The organism is Turicibacter sp. T129 (assembly GCF_025594975.1).
In the GTDB taxonomy this organism is placed as follows: domain Bacteria; phylum Bacillota_I; class Bacilli_A; order MOL361; family Turicibacteraceae; genus Turicibacter; species Turicibacter bilis.
Genome location: NZ_JAMQUU010000041.1, coordinates 18,851 through 37,665 on the forward strand (window position 1 = coordinate 18,851; position 18,815 = coordinate 37,665).

The 18,815-nt window shown below is 34.5% G+C and carries 18 protein-coding genes and 1 riboswitch; of the genes, 12 read left to right on the forward strand and 6 right to left on the reverse strand.

Annotated elements, in window-relative coordinates; all coding sequences use genetic code 11:
- Positions 1–5: 5 nt before the first annotated feature.
- On the reverse strand, positions 6–2,231 hold the full coding sequence (pflB, locus tag NEH75_RS08080) for a formate C-acetyltransferase (RefSeq protein WP_055242899.1): 2,226 nt from the start codon (positions 2,229–2,231) through the stop codon (positions 6–8).
- A gap of 379 nt (positions 2,232–2,610) precedes the next feature.
- Positions 2,611–3,192: a manganese efflux pump MntP family protein gene (locus NEH75_RS08085; protein WP_238581153.1), complete on the reverse strand. Its 582-nt coding sequence runs from the start codon at positions 3,190–3,192 to the stop codon at positions 2,611–2,613.
- Between the two features lie 204 nt (positions 3,193–3,396).
- A riboswitch (SAM riboswitch) is annotated at positions 3,397–3,497 on the forward strand.
- Positions 3,498–3,620: 123 nt separating this feature from the next.
- On the opposite strand from NEH75_RS08085, the gene NEH75_RS08090 reads away from it, so the two are divergent.
- The 5 genes from NEH75_RS08090 (at position 3,621) to NEH75_RS08110 (ending at position 9,265) form a co-directional block, all read left to right on the forward strand.
- Positions 3,621–4,634: a methionine ABC transporter ATP-binding protein gene (locus tag NEH75_RS08090; protein ID WP_055304475.1), complete on the forward strand. Its 1,014-nt coding sequence runs from the start codon at positions 3,621–3,623 to the stop codon at positions 4,632–4,634.
- Entirely contained in the window at positions 4,634–5,302 is a 669-nt protein-coding gene (locus tag NEH75_RS08095) for a methionine ABC transporter permease (RefSeq protein WP_055242896.1), read from the forward strand. Before NEH75_RS08090 ends, NEH75_RS08095 begins: the two co-directional genes overlap by 1 nt.
- A gap of 107 nt (positions 5,303–5,409) precedes the next feature.
- A complete protein-coding gene (locus NEH75_RS08100; RefSeq protein ID WP_055242894.1) occupies positions 5,410–6,222 on the forward strand; it encodes a MetQ/NlpA family ABC transporter substrate-binding protein in 813 nt (270 codons plus the stop codon).
- Positions 6,223–6,386: 164 nt separating this feature from the next.
- Positions 6,387–7,847: a leucyl aminopeptidase gene (locus tag NEH75_RS08105; RefSeq protein WP_055276657.1), complete on the forward strand. Its 1,461-nt coding sequence runs from the start codon at positions 6,387–6,389 to the stop codon at positions 7,845–7,847.
- 116 nt (positions 7,848–7,963) lie between these two features.
- Positions 7,964–9,265 carry an alanine/glycine:cation symporter family protein gene (locus NEH75_RS08110; protein ID WP_055276656.1) on the forward strand — a complete coding sequence of 434 codons (1,302 nt, stop codon included), beginning with the start codon at positions 7,964–7,966 and terminating at the stop codon, positions 9,263–9,265.
- A 24-nt stretch (positions 9,266–9,289) separates the two neighbouring features.
- Here NEH75_RS08110 and NEH75_RS08115 read toward each other — a convergent pair whose 3' ends face one another.
- Together NEH75_RS08115 and NEH75_RS08120 are read right to left on the reverse strand one after the other, a co-directional pair.
- Positions 9,290–9,859: a hypothetical protein gene (locus NEH75_RS08115; protein WP_055242888.1), complete on the reverse strand. Its 570-nt coding sequence runs from the start codon at positions 9,857–9,859 to the stop codon at positions 9,290–9,292.
- A gap of 52 nt (positions 9,860–9,911) precedes the next feature.
- Positions 9,912–11,186, reverse strand: coding sequence for an ArsB/NhaD family transporter (locus NEH75_RS08120; RefSeq protein ID WP_262948755.1), 1,275 nt, complete (start codon positions 11,184–11,186; stop codon positions 9,912–9,914).
- Between the two features lie 326 nt (positions 11,187–11,512).
- On the opposite strand from NEH75_RS08120, the gene NEH75_RS08125 reads away from it, so the two are divergent.
- Entirely contained in the window at positions 11,513–12,877 is a 1,365-nt protein-coding gene (locus tag NEH75_RS08125) for an MATE family efflux transporter (RefSeq protein WP_055276652.1), read from the forward strand.
- A gap of 15 nt (positions 12,878–12,892) precedes the next feature.
- Here NEH75_RS08125 and NEH75_RS08130 read toward each other — a convergent pair whose 3' ends face one another.
- Positions 12,893–13,411 carry a nitroreductase family protein gene (locus NEH75_RS08130; protein WP_237252748.1) on the reverse strand — a complete coding sequence of 173 codons (519 nt, stop codon included), beginning with the start codon at positions 13,409–13,411 and terminating at the stop codon, positions 12,893–12,895.
- A 250-nt stretch (positions 13,412–13,661) separates the two neighbouring features.
- On the opposite strand from NEH75_RS08130, the gene NEH75_RS08135 reads away from it, so the two are divergent.
- From NEH75_RS08135 to NEH75_RS08160, 6 genes are all read left to right on the forward strand, one after another.
- On the forward strand, positions 13,662–13,883 hold the full coding sequence (locus NEH75_RS08135) for a spore coat associated protein CotJA (RefSeq protein ID WP_055304477.1): 222 nt from the start codon (positions 13,662–13,664) through the stop codon (positions 13,881–13,883).
- On the forward strand, positions 13,876–14,124 hold the full coding sequence (locus NEH75_RS08140; protein ID WP_055304479.1) for a spore coat protein CotJB: 249 nt from the start codon (positions 13,876–13,878) through the stop codon (positions 14,122–14,124). The genes NEH75_RS08135 and NEH75_RS08140 overlap by 8 nt, the downstream gene beginning before the upstream one ends.
- 14 nt (positions 14,125–14,138) lie before the next feature.
- Complete coding sequence (locus NEH75_RS08145) at positions 14,139–14,726, forward strand: manganese catalase family protein (RefSeq protein ID WP_055304481.1); 588 nt, start codon at positions 14,139–14,141, stop codon at positions 14,724–14,726.
- 599 nt (positions 14,727–15,325) lie between these two features.
- Entirely contained in the window at positions 15,326–16,159 is an 834-nt protein-coding gene (locus NEH75_RS08150) for a spore coat associated protein CotJA (protein WP_262948756.1), read from the forward strand.
- Positions 16,159–16,407: a spore coat protein CotJB gene (locus NEH75_RS08155; RefSeq protein WP_055245291.1), complete on the forward strand. Its 249-nt coding sequence runs from the start codon at positions 16,159–16,161 to the stop codon at positions 16,405–16,407. Before NEH75_RS08150 ends, NEH75_RS08155 begins: the two co-directional genes overlap by 1 nt.
- A gap of 15 nt (positions 16,408–16,422) precedes the next feature.
- On the forward strand, positions 16,423–17,013 hold the full coding sequence (locus NEH75_RS08160) for a manganese catalase family protein (protein ID WP_055245293.1): 591 nt from the start codon (positions 16,423–16,425) through the stop codon (positions 17,011–17,013).
- A gap of 68 nt (positions 17,014–17,081) precedes the next feature.
- Here NEH75_RS08160 and NEH75_RS08165 read toward each other — a convergent pair whose 3' ends face one another.
- Positions 17,082–18,743 (reverse strand): SulP family inorganic anion transporter, encoded by a 1,662-nt coding sequence (locus tag NEH75_RS08165; RefSeq protein ID WP_262948758.1) that lies wholly within the window; start codon positions 18,741–18,743, stop codon positions 17,082–17,084.
- Positions 18,744–18,815: the final 72 nt, after the last annotated feature.

Here is an 18,815-nt window from a genome sequence, read left to right on the forward strand (position 1 = left end):
ACAAATTACATTTTTTCGTGCATTGTACGATTGATGACGTCTAATTGTTGAGCACGTGTTAACTTAATGAAGTTTACAGCGTATCCTGATACACGAATTGTTAATTGTGGGTATTTCTCTGGGTGTTCCATTGCATCTAATAAAGTATCACGGTTAAATACGTTGATATTTAAGTGGTGACCTTTTTTAGCAACATAAGCATCCATGATTGCTACTAAGTTTTTGTTACGTTCTTCATCTGTACGTCCTAATGATTTAGGTACTAATGAGAATGTATTTGAGATACCATCTTGTGCAGATTCAAATGGTAACTTCGCTACTGATGACATTGAAGCGATTGCTCCGTGAGAGTCACGTCCGTGCATTGGGTTTGCACCTGGTGCAAATGGTTCACCTTCTTTACGCCCACATGGAGTTGTTCCTGTTTTCTTACCGTATACAACGTTTGATGTGATAGTTAAGATAGATTGAGTTTGTAATTTTGCACGATATGGTTTATGTTTACGGATTTTTGTCATGAATGATGACATAACGTCTACTGCGATTTGGTCTACGCGATCATCATTATTTCCGTATTTAGGGAAGTCTCCTTCAACTTCGAAGTCAACTGCAATACCGAATTCATCACGGATTGGTTTAACTTTTGCATATTTGATAGCTGATAATGAGTCAGCTACTACTGATAATCCAGCGATACCTGTTGCTGAAACGCGTTCTGCATCTGTATCGTGTAATGCCATTTCAATACGCTCATAGCTATATTTGTCATGCATATAGTGGATGATATTTAATGTATTAACATATAAATCTGCTAACCATTCCATTACTTCATCGTAACGTTCCATTACTTTGTTGTAATCTAATACTTCATCAGTAATTGGTGCCCAGTGTGGTCCAACTTGTACTTTAGACTTTTCATCTTTACCACCGTTGATTGCATATAATAATGCTTTTGCTAAGTTAGCACGCGCACCGAAGAATTGTAATTGTTTACCAACTTTCATTGGTGATACACAACATGCGATTGCATAGTCATCACCGTAGATTGGGCGCATGATGTCATCATTTTCATATTGGATAGCTGAAGTTTTGATTGACATTTTTGCACAGTATTCTTTGAATCCTTGAGGTAATTTAGTTGACCATAATACTGTTAAGTTTGGTTCTGGAGCTGGTCCTAAGTTATCTAATGTGTGTAATACACGGAATGAGTTTTTAGTTACTAATGGGAATCCATCAGTTGACATACCAGCAATTGATTCAGTTACCCAAGTTGGATCTCCTGAGAATAATTCATTGTAATCTGGAGTACGAGAGAATTTAACTAAACGTAATTTCATTACGAAGTGGTCCATAATCTCTTGTGCTTCTTCTTCAGTGATTACACCGTTTTGTAAGTCACGCTCAATGTAGATATCTAAGAATGTAGAAGTACGTCCTAAAGACATCGCAGCACCATTTTGCTCTTTAATTGCAGCTAAGTATCCGAAGTATAACCATTGAACTGCTTCTTTAGCAGTTGTTGCTGGTTTAGAGATATCGAAACCATGTTTTGCTGCCATTTGTTTTAATTCATTTAAAGCACGGTATTGTTCAGAGATTTCTTCGCGTAAACGAATGTTTTCTTCATCCATGACACGTGAAGTGTTGTTATGGTCTTTTAATTTTTCAGCCATTAAACGATCTACCCCGTATAAAGCAACACGACGGTAGTCTCCGATAATACGTCCACGTCCGTAAGCATCTGGTAATCCTGTGATAACACCTGATTTACGAGCTGCACGAATTTCTGGAGTGTAAGCATCGAATACACCTTGGTTATGTGTTTTACGGTATTCAGTGAAGATATGAGATACTTCTGGATCTACATGGAATCCATAAGATTCAGCAGCTTTTTCAGCCATACGAATTCCACCGAATGGTTGTAATGAACGTTTGAATGGTTTGTCAGTTTGGAAACCAACGATTTGTTCTAAATCTTTATTTAAATATCCTGGTTCATGAGAAGTAATTGTAGATACGATTTTTGTATCTAAGTCTAAAACTCCGCCAGCTTCACGCTCAGCTTTAGTTAACTCCATTACTTGTTCCCATAATTTTGTTGTTGCTTCAGTTGGTCCTGCTAAGAAAGAGTCGTCTCCTTCATAAACAGTGATGTTTTGATTGATAAAGTCACGCACATCAATTTTTTCTTGCCATTCTGTACCTTTAAAGCCTTGCCAAGCTTCCATGATAGTTCCTCCTTATAGTTCTCTTAAGAACCGCTCTCTGAAATTTCAAATCTTATTGTTACCATAATTTTACAACAAGATTCCTCCCTTTGTAAAGGGTTTTCACTATACGAACATAACATTTAATAACTCCCCTTAAACGTTATAACGTATATATCTTTTACAGTTATTATTATATTTCCAACACTGGAAAAAATCAACTTATATACATTAATTTTTTAAAATATTTTTATTTTTTTCTAATATAAGGAGTTACGCTTACAATCTTATGGATAATTTACCAATATAATATAGGAAATAAAGATAAAATCCTAATTTTGATATTAAAAAAAGATATCTCTTTCCTAATAAAATAAAGCGTATCTGCTACTGATTGTAATCAAAAAAATAAGGCATTAACTCCTAGTAAAATAATCATAACTCCCCCAAAGATGTTTGCTTTATTTCCTATCATATGCCCTAATGTTTTTCCAAAGGTTGATCCTATATAGGAAAATAAAAATGCAATAGTTGCTATGACAATAGTAGCCAGAATTAATTGTTCATAAATTAACCCGTAAGTAATCCCCGCTGCTAAAGCATCGATACTTGTCGCTATCCCAAACATCGCAAGTAACTTTAAGGATAAATCTTTTTTTTTATTGAAGCCCATCTCATGAGATTCAATATATTCTTCTTTCGAGCTTTCAAAAGCTTCTTTTAACATTCTAACACCTAATATAATTAAAATCACACCAGCGATTAAATGATTATACGTCGTGATTTCTCCACTAACAAACTTTAATGAAACAATTCCAATGACAAATAACAGACCTTGAAAAAAGCCAAAACTAATGGATACTTTAAGACGATCTCTCACTGTATGGGCTAATCCATCCATTCCTAATGTAATAGCAACCGCAAATGCATCCATAGCTAATGCAACTGACATTATCATGATAACTACTAAATATTCTTTCAACGATTCTCACCCCAACTTTAGTTTCCTTTTATCTTTACATCTTATCGAAATGATTACAAATATATGATTAAAATTTTTCTATCTCATATTATCCCTATATAAGACTTAATAACTGTGGCCTGTTTGTGGAAAAAAATAATTGACTTTCCATAAATAGGATTTATAATAGTTATTAAGATTTACAATTTTATACAACTTAACAAACTCTTATCACGAGAGGCGGAGGGACAGGCCCGATGATGCCCGGCAACCAATCAGTCATGATACGGTGCCAATTCCTGCAGACATTGTCTGAAAGATAAGGGAAAGTGTGATCTACATATAAATTATGTAATACACCTTTCTGCTTATCGAAGTAGAAAGGTTTTTTTATTTCATAAATAAGAAAATTGTAGCATCTGATTAAGAGAACGAAAGGGGAGAATTTCATGATTGTTCTTAATCAAATAAAAAAAATATTTAATACGAATTCTGGATGTGTCACTGCTGTAGATTCGGTTAACTTATCTATCCGAAAAGGGGAAATATTCGGAATTATCGGTTACAGTGGGGCTGGAAAAAGTACACTAATTCGAATGTTAAACTTACTGGAACGTCCAACTGAAGGGACAGTTACCATTGATGGGAAAGATTTAACTCAAATCTCCTCTAAAGAGCTTCGATTAGCTCGACAACAAATTGGAATGGTCTTTCAACACTTTAATTTACTCTGGTCACGTACGGTATTTGAAAATATCGCCTTCTCACTTGAGATTGCAGGGGTAAAAAAAGAAGAAATCAAGCCACGAGTTTTAGAACTTATTCAATTAGTTGGTTTAAGTGGAAAAGAAGACAATTATCCCTCTCAATTGAGTGGTGGACAAAAACAACGCGTTGGGATTGCACGTGCATTGGCTAACAATCCTAAAGTTCTACTTTGTGATGAAGCCACTTCAGCCCTTGATCCGCAAACAACAGATGAAATTTTAGATTTACTTGTTCAAATTAATAAAAAATATAACTTAACTATTGTTCTAATCACACATGAAATGCATGTGATTCAAAAAATTTGTCATCATGTGGCGATTATGGAAAGTGGGCGTATCGTTGAACAAGGAGATGTCTTAACGGTTTTCTCTAATCCTCAGCATCCAGTTACTGAACGTTTCGTTAAACAAGTAGCGAGTGAAGATGACTCAATTGAGACGGTCGAACATCTAATTAAAAAGTTCCCTAAAGGAAAAATTGTTCTTCTGAAATATCTAAAAGAAAAAGCAGAACAACCTTTCATCACAAACGTTATTCGTAACTACCAAGTGGACATTAATATTATTCAAGGAAAGGTCGTACAAACTCAAGAGGGTGGCTACGGTTCTCTTTATGTTCAACTTACGGGTCTAGAAATCATTCCAGCTCTTAATTATTTAAAAGAAGTTGGGGTAGAAGTTGAGGTGATTTCATAATGTTTTTATTATTACTACCAAATGTCAAATGGGATAAAATGTTCTCGGCAACGCTTGAAACATTATATATGACTGCTATCGCAGGTATCTTCGTCTTTATTTTAGGATTAATTATCGGGTTAGTCTTATTTTTAACAGCACCGAATCAACTCTTAGAAAATAAATGGATTAATCGTGTTTTATCAGCATTTGTTAACATTTTTCGTTCAATTCCATTTGTCATTTTAATCATTCTTTTGTTAAACTTTACAAAATTCTTAGTTGGGACGGTCCTTGGGCCGAATGCAGCCCTACCAGCTTTAATTATAGGAGCCGCTCCTTTCTATGGGCGTCTTGTTGAAATCGCGCTTCGCGAAATTGATAAAGGTGTCATAGAAGCTTCCATTGCAATGGGAGCTTCACTTTGGACGATTATTCGAAAAGTCCTCATTCCTGAAAGCTTACCTGCTTTAGTTTCAGGAATTACGGTTACAACGATCTCACTTGTTGGATATACAGCAATGGCTGGTGTTATCGGTGCAGGTGGTCTTGGAAATCTAGCTTACTTAGATGGATTCCAACGTCATCGATTTGACGTTGTTTTTGTAGCAACCGTCATTATTTTAGTAATTGTCTTTGTGATTCAGTTTATCGGAGATATGATCACTAAACAAATTGACAAACGTTAATAAAAACTATTTATTCAGTTAAATCCTTAATCAGTTGATTAAGATTTATATATCACTCGTTGGGGAAAACGAGCAAAGAATATGAAAATTTAAGGAGGAAGTTAAAAATGAAAAAATTATCATTAGGTTTATTAAGTTTAGTGGCAGCTATTTCTTTAGTTGGATGTGGAAATAGTGGTGAAGAGAAAACAACATTAAAAGTTGGAGCAACAGCTGTTCCTCATGCAGAGATTTTAGAACAAGCCAAACCATTACTTAAGGAAAAAGGAATTGAATTAGATGTTGTCACATTCCAAGACTATGTCTTACCCAATACAACTTTAGATGAAGGAGAATTAGATGCGAACTACTTCCAGCACATCCCTTACTTAGAGGGATTTAATGAAGAGCATGGAACACATCTAGTTAATGCAGGTGGAATTCACATCGAGCCAATCGGTATTTACTCTAAAAATTATAAATCTTTAGATGAATTACCTGAAGGCGCTACAATTATCATGAGTAATTCAGTTGCTGATCATGGACGTATGTTATCCTTATTACAAACAGAAGGATTAATTACTTTAGATTCTAATGTAGATGCTAGTGTTGCTACAGTAGAAGATATTATTGAAAATCCTAAAAACTTAACATTCAAAACCGATATTGATCCAGGTATGTTAGTTACTGTTTATGAACAAAATGAAGGAGATGCGGTTTTAATTAACACAAACTATGCATTAGACGGTGGATTAAATCCAATGACTGATTCTATTGCTATGGAAGGATCTGAATCTCCTTATGTAAATATCATCGCTGTTAATAGCGGAGATGAAAACCGTGATGATATTAAAACATTAGTTGAAGTTTTACGTTCTAAAGAAATCCAAGATTTCATTGTTGAAACATATGCAGGAGCGGTTGTTCCTGTTTCTGAATAATTCATTTAAAAGCACTCAAGTAAATCGAGTGCTTTTTCATATCCTACGTTTAAAAAGTATGAAATAATAAATGCTATAAAAGAGCCATAATATAAATTGATAGATTATACCATAAATACAGGTAATTTATGGTATAATATTAAAACAAAGAAAGGGTGAGAACGATGATTGAATTCAAATCGAGTTTAAAGATTAAAAATGAAAAAACAAATTTAGTAGTTGGCGTTTTCTCAGATATCTCTCATGACATTATTACTCAATTAGATAAAGCATTAAATAAACGTTTATCAGTTTCATTAGAAGAGGGATTAATTCCAACTAACTTTAAAGATATCACGCCAATTTATCCATTAGGGCAAATTGAAAGTAAAAAAGTTTATATTGTGGGATTAGGCAAATCAACAGATTTTACGGTTGAAAAATGTCGTAAAGTTTTAGGAAAAGTCGCAAAAGCAGCAAAAGAGGATGTAACCATCTTATTAGAAACATTCGATTGTAAAGCTGTCTCAATTAATGAATTAGCGACAGTTTGTGCTGAAGCTATCACTTTATCAACATATAAAATGGAAACTTATAAGACTGAAGAGAAAGCTACAACACCTGTTAATTTCTTCATCCATTGCGATTCACAAATTACAGATGATTTAAATCGTGGAGTGATTTACGGAGAGGCAACAAACAGTGCTCGTCAATTATTAAATGAGCCAGGTAATAAATTAACGGCAACAGATTTAGCGAGTCATATCGCTCAATTCGCTAATGAACATGAATTAGAAATTCGCATCGTTGAAAAAGATGAAATGGAACAACTAGGAATGGGTGGAATCCTTGGTGTTAACCGCGGATCCGTCCAACCTCCAAAAATGATTGTCGTGAAATATCAAGGAACACCACGCTTTGAAAATATCACTGCCTTAGTTGGTAAAGGTTTAACGTTCGATACAGGTGGATATTGTCTAAAACCACGTTCTGGGATGGAAGCAATGAAAGGTGATATGGGGGGAGCCGCTTCTGCATTCGGTGCTTTCCAAGTTGCGGTACGCTTAAACTTACCAGTCAACTTATTACTTGTTATTCCATCAACAGATAACATGATTAGCGGAGATGCAATCAAACCTGGTGATATCCTAACAACAATGAGTGGGAAAACTGTCGAAGTAACAAACACAGATGCTGAGGGACGTTTAATCTTAGCAGATGGTATCACATTTGCTAAACACTTAGGTGCAAGCAAAATCATTGATTTAGCTACTTTAACAGGAGCAATTATTGCAGCATTAGGTGCTGATACAACAGGAGCCTTTACTAATAACCAAGCCTTCTTAGATGAATTTCAGAAAGCTGCTGATTTAACAAATGAATATATGTGGCAAATGCCTTTATTCCCTCGTGATCAAAAAGCTCTTCGTAATAGTGATGTAGCTGATTTAAACAATGCTCCAATCGGAAAACCTGGAGCGATTATGGCTGCAGCCTTCTTAAAAGAATTCGTTGAAGATACACCATGGATTCACTTAGATATTGCTGGAACTGCTGATTCAAAAACAGCTTATGATTTAGGTCCAAAAGGTGGAACTGGAGTTATGGTTCGTACAATCGCAAAATACTTAGAATTACAAGGATAATGCCTAATCTAAAGAGATATCGTCTAACGATATCTCTTTTTTTGTTTTTAATCATAATCCTCCACTTCTTAAAATACATTAGATATTAATTATGAAACATTGATGGAGGATTAAATATGTCAGAACTAGTCAAAGATTTGGAACATATTATCTGGTCATACTTAGCAATTCCAATATTGTTATTTGTTAGTTTAATATTTACGTTCTATTTTCAAGGCGTTCAATTTAGATTTAAAAAAATGATTCAGTGCTTAACTAAAAAATCATCTAATAGTAGTGTGTCCTCCTTTCAGTCATTTACAATGGCATTAGCTGCGCGAGTAGGCGTTGGTTCATTAGCTGGAGTTGCTCTTGGAATTTACATCGGAGGACCTGGAAGTGTATTTTGGATGTGGATAAGCGCCTTAATTACAGCAGCCGCTTCATTCGTTGAAAGTACACTTGCACAACTGTATAAAAAAAGAGATGGGGATATTTATATTGGAGGGCCTGCTTACTACATTGAATATGGAATGCATCAAAAAGGATTTGCAGTTATTTATGCTTTTATTATCGTCTTAACCTATACATTTGGCTTCAGTGCAATTCAAGCCAATACTATTGCAACGTCATTTAGGGATGTATTATCTATTCCTCCACTATTAACTGGAGTTGGATTAGCATTGATCACTTCAATGATTATTTTTGGTGGGGCTTCAACAATTGCTAAAATGACATCAAAGATTGTTCCAATTATGGCTCTATTCTATATAGGAATTGGTCTTTTTGTTATGATTACTCACTTTGATTATATTCCAACTTTTTTTATGACTATTTTCCAAGATGCTTTTCAGCCATCTCCCTTAATTGGAGGAACCGTGATGTATACCATCATCATTGGAATTAAACGTGGTGTTTTTTCTAATGAAGCTGGAATGGGATCGGGTGCTCATGCAGCCGCGGTAACTAATAGCGATAATCCTACTGATCAAGGCTATATTCAATCTTTTGGAGTTTATGTTACAACACTATTTATTTGTACGATTACTGCTTTTTTAATTATGGTGACTAATGCCGTGGAAGTTGGCACGACTCACAGTAATGGAATCGAGTTAACTCAGTATGCTTTAACAGAACTATTTGGCCCAATTGGTGGAGTTATTTTAGCGATTTCTATTTTCTTCTTCGCTTTTAGTACCATTTTAACTGGATATTTTTATGGTGAATGTAATGTAAAATATTTATGTAAGAATGAAAAGATTCTTTATCCTGTCAGAGTAATTGTGTTAATTGTGATTTTGATTTCATCCATCGGCTCAGCCTCATTGATTTGGTCACTTGTCGACTTAGGAGTTGCATTAACTGCCACAATTAATGTTATGGCCCTTTGTTATTTGGCTAAAGAGGTTAAAGTTATTATGAATAAGAAAAGGTCGTAAAGTTAAACTTTACGACCTTTTCTGTTATTTTACTGGAGTTTCTAAAAATTGAATTAATGAGCATGGCTCACCATCATCAAATAAACGTTCTGAATCATCTACTGTTTTACGGATTTCATCCTTAATTTCATCTAGCTTTTGTAAAATTGTATCTGTATGGAATGTTTCTACGTTATAGTATAAAAATAAATCTTCAAACGCTTTAGCTGTTCGATTTAACTCTTGATTAATTTTAATAAACGAAGTGATATTTTTACTCTTAGCTGCATTTTGGAAATGTTCTAAATCAAGGCGAATCATTTCAATTACATCATCTTCATTTTCGTATTCTTTTAAGGGAAGTGGATACGGTTTAAGACGTTCTAAGAAATAACGATTTGATCGATTGATATTATAAACATAAGATAATTTAAATTCTCCAATATGAAATCTCACATAACAACATTTTGCACTTAATTGGAGAACTTCTCCCCCCATTTGTCTTAGTTTCATTTCATGTTGCTCAGCTTCCATTTCTAAATAACTAGCTTGAGTTAAAACGCCTGAAGTTGTATAAGATCGAGTAGGTCTATAAGTTCGCGAGTATTTTGACATAATTCATTCTCCTTTAAAAGAAGTAATAGTATTTATAGGATATTTATTCTAATTAGACATAAAAGATCAGAATATAGACTGTGGAAATGGCAACAGCAATTATCATGATTGGGAACCCAATTTTCAAAAAGTCACCGAATGATAGTTTATATCCTTTTTTGTGCAACATCCCACTAACAATAACATTAGATGAAGCACCAACGATACTACCATTTCCACCTAAACATGCACCTAAAGCTAATGACCACCATAAAGCCGTTGTATCCATTCCTGTCATTTGTCCGATATTTAAAATTAACGGAATCATAGTTGCGACGAATGGGATATTATCTAAGAAAGCCGAAGCAATGGCCGCTACCCATAAGATTAATAGTGACGTAATCATCACACTTCCACCTGTTAGGCTAATTAATCCACTTGCTAATACTTCAAGGACACCTACTGTTTCAAGTGCTCCAACCATAACGAATAATCCCATAAAGAAGAAGATGGTTGGCCACTCTACTTCCTCTAACACTTCTTCTACGTCAACTTTACTAATTAATAAAAGAATACCAGCACCTAATAAGGCAATAGTCGCTGATTCAATTCCGATTGCATGGTGTGTAGCAAATCCAGCAATTGTTAACAATAAGATAATTCCACTTTTTTTGAGTAGGGTTGAATCAGTAATTGCCTTAGACACATCAAACTGTTCAATTTTCTTCTTATTATCTTCACTAATGTGTAATTGTTTATGGAATATAAGTTTTAAAATCAATAACACAACAGTGAAAATAACAAGCACAATCGGTCCTAAATTAAATAAAACATCCGTAAAAGATAATCCTGTTGCCCCACTAATCATAATGATGGTTGGATCCCCGATTGATGTCGCAAGCCCACCAATATTTGCACTAAAGACTTCGGTTAATAAAAACGGTATTGCATTTAAACCTAATGTTTCTGTTATAACAAAGGTCACTGGAGCAATTAATAAAATGGTTGTAACATTATCGAGTAAAGCAGATGAAACAGCAGTAATAATAGCGAAATAAACCATAATTCGCCAAGGACTTCCCTTTGATAACTTAGCTGTTTTAATTGCAACGTATTGGAAAACTCCTGTACGCTTTAAAATGTTAACAATAATCATCATTCCAATTAATAAACCAACGGTATTAAAATCAATAAATTCTAAAGCTTGTTCTTGATTAAAGATATGAAAAACTACCATTAGAACTGCTGCAATTAATGCAATCACAGTTCGATTAAATTTTTCAGAAATAATAATTCCATAAGCAATCAGAAATATGATAATTGCAGGAAGAAAATGTGGATTTTCCAAGATGTTCACTCCTTTATGAAAATTTTGCAGAATTCATTATAGGATAATTGATTAGTAATTAATACACGTAATTTATGTAATAATTAGGGATAAAATAGATAATTTTAGTTTATTATTGGATTATTTTCATAATTTAAGGAAAAAAATCAAATTTATAAACCGTTTTATCACCTACTTATACTAATTATTAATATTTACTTTTTTTGAATATTTAGTCCTATGAGACGATGACTTATTTTAATTTTAAAATACACCCACATTTTTTTAATACCCGTAGAATTAGACATACTAAAACAGAATGATTTAAGTAATGGAGTGAAACATTAATGAAAGCAAATTGTAGTAGTGAATTCTTGGGAACTGAAAAAATTAGCAAACTCCTTTTGTCTTTTTCTATGCCCGCTTTTATCGCCATGCTTGCTAGTGGGATTTATAATATAGTCGATACTATCTTTGTAGCGAAAGGAATCGGAACTTTAGCTATAGGTGGGATTGGGATTGTTTTTCCCATTCAAACGTTATATGCTGCATTTGCTCAAATGATCTCCATTGGAGCAGCTTCAGCAATTTCAAGAAGTTTAGGTGAACAAAATAATAATCGTGCTAATCAGGTAATGACTAATGCCTATATTTTGACAACCATTATCTCAATCTTATTAATGATTACTAGCTTCTTTTTTATTAATCAAATCTTATATATCTTTGGATCAAATGAAGAATTAATTCCTTATGCACGTGATTATTTGCTCATTTCAATCTGGGCTATTCCTTTTAATGCTCTTGCTTTACTTTCTAGCGCTGTATTTCGTTCCGAAGGAAATATTAAAATTTCAATGATCACAGTGTTAATTGGATCATTATTCAATATAGCACTCGATCTTTTATTCATTTTTGTTTTAAACTGGGGAATTAAAGGTGCAGCTTTAGCTACTGTCCTTGCACAAGCCTTAGCGACTGCTTTTTCTTTATTCTTTATTCTTAGTCATCGCAGTATTGTTAAGTTTGAGCGAAAATACTTCATCCCAAATTTAAAAGTTTCCACTTCAATTATTAGTGTGGGGTTTTCGGCCTTTGCACGAAATGGAGCAAGCTCACTCTTTGCTCTCATCACGAACGCAACCTTAAGAAGTTATGGAGGAACTGTTTCGCTAACAGCCTTTGGAACAGTTAATCGAATCATCTCCTTTTTCTTTTTACCAATCATGGGAATCAATCAAGGATTACAACCGATCGCTAGTTATAACTACGGAGCCAAACAACCGGATCGAATTAAACAAGTCGTTAAACTCGCACTTATATATACGACGATCATCGGGGCTATTGGATCAATCGTCGGAATTTTATTTCCAAGTACGGTGATTAACTTATTTACAAAAGATAAAAGTTTAATTTCCGAGGCAACTTTTGTTTTACGATTACAACTTCTTTTCTTTTGGACCATCGGACTACAAATGGTAGCCTCAACCTTTTATCAATCATTAGGAAAACCAATCCCTTCACTATTTCTTTCAATCCTTAGACAATTCATTATTTTAATCCCACTTATTCTCATCTTACCTCGATATACCTCACTTGGATTAAACGGTGTCTGGTATTCTTTTCCCATTTCTGATTTTACGGCCTTTGTTATTTCAGCCCTTATTCTTTGGCGAGCTTGGCATCATCTTAATAAAAAAAGCGACGACAATTAATTGTCGTCGCTTTTTTTAATCGATAATCGTCCATGTTCCTCTTCGTTGTTCAGGTTCTTCCGGTGTGTTTACACGTTCGCCTAAGGCAACACCACCCATAAATTCATAACCCTCTGGAATTTTTAATTTTCCTTCATAGTCATAAAACTTTTCACTTTGATTCAACGCTTTAACTTCATCAATCCAACAACTTGCAAGATTTAAATCTTCAGCAGCAAGTAAAATATTTTGAGTACACACTGCGCAATCAACCATAGCATTAGTTGCAAGTTTATCACCTAAAATCAAAATTAGAGCTGGTGCTCCATAAAAATAATCATGTCCTATATGGCCTTTAACCATTCCAATCTCATCATTTAATTGATGAATAATCTCACAGTTTAAAATACCAACTAGAAACCAAGGCTGCTCATTATTACAACTTGGCGCACTAAGACCACATTTGATTAATAGTTCCAACTGATTTTTCGATAATTTTGTGCCTTTAAATTCATGATGGCTTCTTCGTTTAGCAATTGCTTCTAGTGTATTCAACAAATCATCTCCCTTCATCAACTATTAACATTATTAGCGTATCCAAAATCTTTAAACGTAATCGATAATTTTATTTCTTAAATTTTAATTTAACGAGATAATCATCCTTTTCATTGAAAAATGTCGATCATATACTAAAGCATGCGGATGAGAATTTAATCCCGCTACTATTTATCCTGTCATAAATAGTCACTTACAAATAAACGATCTAATTGACATAATTATAGATAAACTACTGGACGGTGAAAGAATGTATACCAATAAAACTGATTTTTATCAAAATGATTACTATTATGATAAGCAGAAACTCACATGCTCCAACTTACCTTTAGCAACAGCTTACGTTCGACCACAATCTTACAAAAATTTAAATAGTCCATTTCAAACGCTAAAACAAGGGACTTTTTTTGCCGATCTTTATGATCCATATAAACCACGAAAAGTATCTAAAGGAGGCCGTTACGATGAGTAAAGAAGTACTTCTTAGAAAACTCCAAGCGTTGAACTTGATAGCTGTTGATCTTCAACTCTTTCTTGATACTCACCCAGGAAATAAAGAAGCATTAGAAGATTATAGACAAGTCACTAAACAATATCAAAAACTTAGAGAAGATTATGAATATGAATATGGACCACTTACTAACTTTGGTTATATGACTTCATTTGATCAATATAGTTGGGTTAATGATCCATGGCCTTGGGAACAACGTTAAGAGGAGATGAGAGTATGTGGATTTATGAAAAAAAATTACAGTATCCAGTCGACATTAAACAACGTGATTTGAGAATGGCGAAAGCCATTTATGAAGAATTAGGAGGAGCCGATGGGGAATTATCAGCTTCTATGGAATATCTACAACAACGTTACACAATGCCAACTGGGAAATCAATTGCAACCTTAACTGATATCGGAACAGAAGAGCTAGCACATCTTGAAATCGTCTCTTCTTTAATTTTTCAATTAACTGCTGGAGCAACAATGGAAGAGATTAAACGTGCTGGTTTTGATGGAATATATGCTTCACGTGGTACTTCTGTATTCCTAGCTGATCCTGAAAACACACCTTGGACAGCTGCTTATATTGATATGAAAGGTGATCCAGTTGCTGACATCACCTCGAATATGGGGGCTGAACAACGCGCTCGTGCTGGATATGAACACTTACTCGATATGACAACAGATGAAGATGTTAAAAAAGTCCTTTCTTATTTAAGAGAACGTGAAATTGTTCATTTCCAACGCTTTGGTGAAACACTAGTTCATGTTCAAGAGCACTTAGCTCATGATAAATATTTTTTCAAAGATAGCAAATGATAATTGATATACTAATCCCTTAATCTAATGATTAAGGGATTTTATTTTAATACTCGTTCAATGTCACCATTCTAAGCCAATAGACATATTTTAAATTAGGCAAGATGATGATGCCTATTAGTTTAAGAAGCTTCATTACTTGGAGGATGTTATGTAGTTTCTTAAACATGTTATATGGAGGTAATGCCTCCCATGTTCAGAAACGAGCATGGAGTAAGAGATCACTCTTCAACATCCTTTGAATTGCTGGAATTTCCTAAAGCTCATTCAACCACAACGTAAAAGCGAATAGCTTTAAGCGTGAAGGTGACGAAAGTAGAAAAAATGAATGAGATGGCATATGGTTAAATCCTAAGTGCTAGGACAATGGATCATCAGCAGGTAAGCCTCGAATAGAGGAAACTTCAACGACTATCCTAAATAGGAGTAGGCTATAAGCGATTGATAGCCGAAGCGGAGGATACCCTTCTACTTTATAAAAGGGTAATGATATAGTCTGCACTCATATGAAAATATGAGATGTTCTTCAATGAACTGCATGAGTCTAGCGAGCTCATGTGAACAGTGTCAAAACATAGTCGTTTTGATTTGGTGCAAACGTGATTTATAATCCTTATAATACAACCGTTCAAAATCCAGGGCTTATGCAACCTGGTATGCTACAACAAACTAGTTATCCAGCAGCACAACAATCTTCTATGCTACAACAATGTAGCTATCCAGTAACCCAACAATCTGTTATGCCTACAGCTGCTTATCCAACTTCAGCAACAACACAATTAGCTAACACAACTGCTTATCAACCCGTTCAACAAGCATTCCCAGCTGTTCAAGCTGTACCAGTTCCAGCTTGTGGTGTTCCTACTCCGGTTTGTGGAGTTCCAATGGCACAACCTGTGGTTATTCCTCAACCCGTTCAACAAGTCCAACCGGTTCAACCACAAATTGCTAGCACACAAGCAACGACTGCTCAACATAAAAAAACAACGTATGTTGAAGCCTATTTAGAACCAGTGGATGCACAGGTTCCATTAATGCAGCCAACTGTTTCAAAAAAAGTTGTTGAGAAAAAAACATATCCTGTAAGTGATGAGATTGTTTATGTTGAGCAAAAACCATTAAAAAATTCAACGATGCAAGATTATAACTTATATTTAATGGAAAATGAATATTATTCTGATGATGAACCTAATTACAAAAAAACGGTTCATACTACTTATCCACAAGCAAGGGCAGATAAGAAAGGTAGTCCATTAACTTGTGAAAATCTCCCTCTTGCTACAGCTTATGTTCGTATGCAAACTTATACTTCCTTAAATAATCCAACTGAAACCTTACAACAAGGAACAGCTTTTAATGAACTTTATGACGTCTATACTCCTCAAAAAGTTGCTCAACCTAACATCTTTATGTTAAAAGGGGGATGTCGATAATGAATAAAAAACAATTTTTATTACAACTTCAAGCGGTTAACTTAATTGCAGTTGATTTACATCTTTTCCTAGATACACATCCGGATAATAAAGAAGCTTTAAATGATTATGAAAAAGTATCTAAACAATATCAATCACTAAAACAGCAATATGAACAACAATTTGGTCCCCTTGTGAGTTTTGGATATTCTTCAAGTGTTGAACATTACAAATGGGTTGATGAACCTTGGCCTTGGCAAAATAAATAAGGAGGAGTTTAGACTATGTGGATTTATGAAAAAAGACTGCAATTCCCAGTAGATATCAAAAAACGTGATCCAAAAATGGCAAAAGCAATTTTTGATGCATTAGGTGGTGCTGATGGTGAATTAGCTGCTTCAATGGAATATCTTCAACAACGTTATAGTATGCCAACTGGTCAATCAATTGCAACTTTAACGGATATCGGAACTGAAGAACTAGCGCATCTTGAAATTGTTTCATCAATGATTTATCAACTAACTGATGGAGCAAGTATTGATGAGCTTAAAAAAGCTGGTTTAGATGGTGTTTATGCTGGACGTGGAACAAGTATCTTCTTAGCAGATCCTGAAGGAACACCTTGGACAGCTGCTTATATTGATATGAAAGGTGATCCAGTAGCAGATATTACATCAAATATGGCTGCTGAACAACGCGCTCGTGCGGGTTATGAACATTTACTAGATTTAGCAACGGATGATGAAGTCGTTCGTGTTTTATCTTATTTACGCGAACGAGAAGTTGTTCACTTCCAACGTTTTGGTGAAACATTAATGCATGTTCAAGATTTCTGTGCAACAAATCGTCATTTCTTTATGGATGATCATCACTAATCAAACTTCATTTAATAAAAAAGAGCTTCTATTCACTTTTTGAATAGAAGCTCTTTTCACTATATCGTTTAATGTAACTTAACAATTTCTTTTGCTCGTGCAATAGCTTGATCAAAATGACGACAAACTTGTGCTCGTCCAATTTCACGTACCAGTCCAACACGCTTAATGACTTTATAAGGACTGTCATTAACTTCACTTAAAATTAATGTCGTGTTTGAACGCTGACAGTTATCATGTAATAAATTTAAAGCATGAACAGCTGTCGCATCAATAACTGGAACGTTACGAAGGCGAATAATTAACACTTTTGATGGTCCTTGTAACGATTGAATAGAATCTAAGAATTTATCCGCAGCTCCAAAGAAGAATGGCCCATTAATTTTATAAATTAAAATTTCATCTGATAAAGCTTCTTTTAATTCTTCATCTAATAATTCTAAATCGTCATCGTCATCATTCATTTCAATTCCTTGGATATCTGTGACATCCGTCATACGCTTCATAAATAAGAATGATGTTAATACCATTCCAACACTGATAGCTAATGTTAAATCAAATAAAACAGTTAAGAAGAACGTTGATAATAAGACAACGACATCACTTTTTGGTGCACTTAATAATTTTTTAAACATACGCCATTCGCTCATATTATAAGAAACCATGATTAAGACAGCAGCTAATGTCGCTAGCGGAATCATTTTTACAAGTGGCATTAAGAATAATAAAATAAATAGTAATGTAATGGCATGAACAACTCCTGCAATTGGAGTACGCCCTCCATTTTTAATATTTGCCACTGTTCGCGCAATCGCACCTGTTGCAGGCATTCCCCCAAATAAACCAGAGGCAATATTGGCAACACCCTCAGCCACTAACTCCATATTTGAACGATGCTTACTTCCAATCATTCCGTCTGAAACAACGGCTGAAAGTAATGATTCAAGTGAACATAAGAAAGCGATAGTGAAAGCTGGTGATAACAAAGTTTCAATTTTACTCCATGTTATATGTGGAATTGACGGCATTGGGAATGACGATGATAAATTCGTGTATTGGGTCCCAATCGTTTGAACATCTAATTTTAAAAGAGCAACTAGAGCCGTCGTCACAATAATTGAAATTAATGAAGCGGGAATTTTCTTATTAATTTTGGGCCAAATAATTAAAATAGCTAATGCAATAGCTCCAATCATAAATGGCATCCATTGTATTTGATCAAATGATGCAAAATAAAGTTTCCACTTATCAATAAATCCTGTTGGGACCGCACCAAGATTCATCCCAAAGAAGTCTTTAATTTGTGAACTAAAAATGGTTAATGCAATCCCACTCGTAAATCCAACAGTAATTGGATAGGGGATATACTTGATGACACTTCCTAATTTCAATAATCCAAATAAAATTAAAATAATTCCAGCTAAGATTGTTGTAATTAATAATCCTTCCGTTCCATGAGCAGCTACAACACTATAAACAACCACCATAAATGTTGCACTCGGTCCACCAATTTGAACACGACTTCCACCAAGTAAAGAAATAAAGAAACCTGCAATAATAGCGGTATATAGCCCCTGTTCAGGGGAAACACCTGAAGAAATAGCCAACGCGATTGATAGTGGCAATGCAATAATTGCGACAATCAATCCAGCAATAACGTCTTTGACGAATTGCTCCTTATTATAAGTTTTCATAACTGATAGTAACTTAGGCTTTAACCTTGTCGACACCTTTCATACTCCCTTTCGAATTAGTTGCTTCAGACATTAAATTTTCTAATATTTAGCAATTAAAACAACGAT